The 4417-nt window shown below is 64.6% G+C and carries 5 protein-coding genes; 2 read left to right on the top strand and 3 right to left on the bottom strand.

Annotated elements, in window-relative coordinates:
- Both ON23_RS38605 and ON23_RS38600 read right to left on the bottom strand, forming a co-directional pair.
- Positions 1-348 (bottom strand): helix-turn-helix domain-containing protein (locus tag ON23_RS38605; RefSeq protein ID WP_167331907.1); only part of this gene is annotated, 348 nt, incomplete at its 3' end.
- 178 nt (positions 349-526) lie between these two features.
- Positions 527-799 (bottom strand): hypothetical protein, encoded by a 273-nt coding sequence (locus ON23_RS38600; RefSeq protein ID WP_167331906.1) that lies wholly within the window; start codon positions 797-799, stop codon positions 527-529.
- Positions 800-1059: 260 nt separating this feature from the next.
- Between ON23_RS38600 and ON23_RS28455 the strand changes: the two genes are divergently transcribed.
- Entirely contained in the window at positions 1060-1803 is a 744-nt protein-coding gene (locus ON23_RS28455; protein ID WP_039782024.1) for a helix-turn-helix domain-containing protein, read from the top strand.
- A 407-nt stretch (positions 1804-2210) separates the two neighbouring features.
- On the opposite strand, the gene ON23_RS38125 is transcribed toward ON23_RS28455, so the two are convergent.
- Positions 2211-3062, bottom strand: a complete 852-nt coding sequence (locus ON23_RS38125) for an MmyB family transcriptional regulator (protein WP_157170304.1) — start codon at positions 3060-3062, stop codon at positions 2211-2213.
- A 555-nt stretch (positions 3063-3617) separates the two neighbouring features.
- Between ON23_RS38125 and ON23_RS28440 the strand changes: the two genes are divergently transcribed.
- Positions 3618-4417 (top strand): hypothetical protein (locus ON23_RS28440; RefSeq protein ID WP_157170303.1); only part of this gene is annotated, 800 nt, incomplete at its 3' end.

The following is a 4417-nucleotide window of genomic DNA, read 5'->3' as shown; positions in this document are numbered from 1 at the left end:
GGCGGTGAGCACGGTCGACAGGGGAGTGGTGTAGGCGCAGATGATATCCGCGGCATCCAGATATGCGAGATGGGCGTTGACTTCGGGCGTCGCGATCTGGCGCCGAAGTTCGTCGTCGGCTGGAAGCCGCTGGGGCGGGTTCCACAAGTCGTAGGTGTGGCGACGTTGAGTGGGATCGAGGTCGTAGCCTCGCACGATGCTGGCCAGGGTATCGATGGTGGGAACGGACCGGCCGTGCTCGATCTTGAACAGGTAGGCCGTGCTGATCCGGGCGCGAGCGGCGGCGATCTCGCGCGACCAGCCACGCTCCTGGCGCACCTGATCCAACCAGATGTGGAGATCCGGCATCTGCACCCGCGCGGCGGCGCGGGCGCGTCGGGTACGTCTGGCTGGGTGTCTATTGCTTCTGTGGCCGCGTGGGTTCACCCGCCTGTCTCCGTTTCTCCCCGACACCGACCCAATCGGATCCAAAATATGAATAGTCTCAGTATTCGTGCACATTGAGTTGTGACCGATCACTGGCGCGTCAGCGCTGTGTGCTGGTGCCGACACGATGACGGGCACTGAATTCCGCCCATGACATACGGGGTTTATCGGTGGCGAGCAGTTGTGCCCGGTCGCGGAGCATGCATTCGGTGCGCAGCTCGGTGGCGAATTGGTGCGCGAATTCTGCCAATTCGAGGTCATCGGCAGTGTCGGCATAGGTCTTGATGAGGTCGGCGGCCTCGCTGACCTGCGTGGCGATCCGGAAACCGCGGTCGAGGTCGGACGACAACAACTCTCGGCGCTCTGGACTCATTTCGATTCCCTCCCGCATCACGCCCGTGGGCGCTTTTCGAACCAAATGTGTTGCGCAATGGCATGCCTCGACGGCGAGGCGGTCTAAGCGCTTATACCTCTTTGTATTTCATGACCGGCGTCACACCGGATTGTGTGGTTGCGGTCTGTATGCGCTTGCGATCTGGTTCTAGCATTGTGTGGACCGTGAATGGGGTCAACGGTTACAGCGGGGACAACTTGTGTCCGGTTGCCCAGCACGACGGGCGGGGAGGGAAGACCATGACAGTACCGGCGAGGTTCAGCAACCTGGGCGCGTTCATCGAAAAGCGCAGGAAGCAACTGGGTTTGAACCGATTCGAGCTGGGCCGGCAGGTCGGGCTGGCGGCGGACACGATCAAGAAGATAGAGCTCGAGAAGCGTCCGCTCGTCGACGACAACATTCGAAAAGTGTTGGCAGCCTTGGAGGTCCAGGACAACAACATTCGCCTGCTGCTGTCGGCGCGGGAGGGACGGCTGCGATCCGATGACAGTGCACCCTGCGATCTGGAACTTCGCGCTATCGAGGCGATCACGGTGCCGGTGTTCATCCTCAACACCGTCATGGGGCGCATCGTGGCGGCCAACCAGGCGTGTGAATCCCTGATGCACCTGCGTGCCGGGGTGAGCATCTACGAGTGGCTGGTGGCCGACCCGTGGACTCGGAAGCTGCTCGGGCAGGACTGGCGCACGATCGCCCACGGCCTGATCTGGGGCGCCGCGCCGCTGATCGAGTGTGTGATGCCCGAATGCGAGCGGGAGCGTCTGCTCGGTGTGTGCAGCCGGGTGCCGGAATGGGAGATGTTGTGGACCACGCGCCCGGCCAACGCCGACTTCATCTACGGCACGCGGATGACCAACCCTGGCACGGGAGACACCCATGACTACCTGTTCACCGCAGCCGAGCTGCGGTTTCCACCCCGGGTTGGGTGGTGGCAAGGCCAGCTCACCCCCGCGCGGCCAGAGTTGGCGCCGGTGAACACATAAACGAGGCCCGCGAGGGAACAGGCGGATGGCTGGCGGTCTTCTCTCGGGCCACGCCAATCCGTGAAGCACACCATCACGGGGTCCAGGATGGGGCCGACGGCGACACCCGCGCTGCGGCGCCGACGGCGAGGTAGGCCGCGGCGGTGGCGTGGCGGCGCAGGGGCGGAATATTCGATGGCGGCGGCGATATCGGCGGAGGTGAGAAACCATCTTCGCCCCACCCGATGTCCCAGCAGCGAGCCGGCTTTCAGCTGCCGCAAATACCACGCTTCGGACTTGTGCAGAGCGCGAGCTCCAACATTGACCGGGTAGGTCGGCTCGTGCGGGACCGCCACTGCGTCCGCCGCATCGTCGAACCGGGTGGTGCCTGGAGGCTCATCGGTCGACACACCACAACCGCCCTCACACTATGAAACGGGCTGCGCTCCAGCATCGTCCGCGCCCTTATGCTCGGCAGCGTGCGATCGGTACGCCAAGAACAGCCGAACTCCGGGTTCTTCGACGAGTTCGGTGACTTGCACGGTGACCGGCGTGTCGTGGTCGCCTGAGCGGCGCGGAGACGGACCGCGGTTGTAGGCGACTTCGACACCGCTACGCCACAGCCCGGCGAAGTGCGTGTTAGCGGCGAGTCGTCGAAGGAGGCGGGCTCCCTCCGGCGCGTCGCGGAAGCGGCCCAGCGCCGCGCGCAGCGTCGCGACATAAAGCCACGCGTCCTCCTCACCGGCAGCGGCACTCGGGCGGCAGGCTTCGCCGGCCGAGGAAAACCGCAAGATGGCGAGGTTGTTCTCCGCCTGGTCCAGGCCGGGAAACATGTTGTGGAACTTGGGGTTGGCTGCCAGGACGTTCCACAGTGGATCGCAGAAGCCGCAGGCAATGGACCGGGCGTTCCATGTCGCCAACTCGGCCTGGCGTCCACGCGTCGCTACGCGCTGACGCAGCTCGTCCAATGGGGTTAGGACGGCGGCGGGTTCCCACAAGTCGATGGTGTGGCGGTTTTGGGTCGGTGTCAGTTCGTAGCCGGTGATGATCTTGTCGAGGGTGTGGCGGCGCGGGGTCGCGGAACCGGTCTCGATCGACTTGAGATAGGCGGCGCTGATGTGTGTGTACTGGCCGGCCAGCTCGCGGGTCAGATCGCGGTGTTCGCGCATCACCCGTAGCCAGGGCCCGAGTGTTGGAATTCGAACCGGCACATCACCGGCCAAACGGGGGACCTCGGGTGACTGTCGAGCATCAGGTGAATCGGGTGTGGTGGTGGTCATGAAACCCCTCGAACGCCGACACTTTCGTGACGGCGAATACAGGAATTGGTGAAAAGCCTTCTCCCCCGAGCGCTTTCGTTCATACCAGAGTCCCTTGCTGGCGGCAACAACAATCAGCGGTCTCACCGGCGAAGAGGCCCGTTCGACCCCGGCCCCACGGCCGCATCCACTCCGTGGTGCCCACGAATCCGCGCCGGACGGGAAAAAATTCGAGGGATACTCCGAGTATCTGTTTCCGACGCTGTCGCAGGTAATCCCACCTGTTTGCGGGGGTGGTGCGGTTATATATAAAAACTCCATCCCTTCAACACCTGGTGGAGCAGCGTTTCCCGCGTTTTGATGGTAGGGCAACTGCTCCTGCTCCGAAGGGAAATTGATTGTGGATCCGATGGTCGTTCTTTCCTGGATCAATACCGGTTCTGCGGCAGTCTCGAACGGACTGACGATCGCCGCGCAAGTGCTCTCGCTCGTCCTGCCGTTCATCTGAGCTGCTGAAACGCCGGATCGGAGCCCCGGTTGTTCGGCGTTGATGACGCCGGGGCGCTGATCCCCTGATTGCGCCGCATCATTCTTTCTTTCCTTTTCCTCGTCCTCGGTTCGAAGGGTTTATTCGGCATGCCGAAAACAGGATTTAAAAACGGCAACAAAGGATCTACAACTGTGTGTAAAAGAGCGGGGGAGCGGTCCCGGGCAGGCCGGCCCCGTCACGGTTCGCTCGTGGTTGCCGGTACTGTTCCGCTGCTGATTGTGATGGCGTGCGCCGGCACGGCGGGCGCATCGACGGATTCGATTGCGGACCAGCCTGGCGTGACCAGCCCCGCTCAGCCCGGCACCGCGACACCGCCGCCCCCACCTCCACCGGCACCGGCCGCGCCGGAGCCGCAACCGGAACCGGCACCCGAACCGGAGTCGGTGTATGTCGAGCAGCCGCCCGAGGTCCGCAACGGGCGCAGCCCGCGCCCCGAACCGGCCGACGACCCAGCACCGCCGGTGCAGGTGCAGGATCTTCATCTGCCCGAACCGGTTGCGCCGGTCGCGCCGATTCAGCCGCCGGACAACACCATCCGTATCGGCCAATGGCAGGCCCCGGCACCGGACTGGCTTCCACCCGAGGCACGCGACTGCATCAACAACACCGCGGCCGGTGCGGAAGCGCAGGTCGCCACCGCCCTGGATTCGATCGGCATACCGGCAGGGCGCTCGGACAGGGTCAGCGGCGCAACCCTCGCCGGCGCCGGAATCGGCGGCGCGGCCGGAGCGCTCGCGGCCGGCGCACCTGTGGCGGTGGCGGGTGCGGTCGTGGGTGGGCTGATCGGTGGCACGATCGGCGGAATCGCCGGCGCCGCGGTAGGAAC

Origin of the sequence: Nocardia cerradoensis NBRC 101014, assembly GCF_000308535.1 — a bacterium.
Taxonomy (GTDB): Bacteria; Actinomycetota; Actinomycetes; order Mycobacteriales; family Mycobacteriaceae; genus Nocardia; species Nocardia cerradoensis.
Note: the sequence above shows the minus strand (reverse complement) of the source record. Positions and strands in the feature narration are given on the sequence as shown.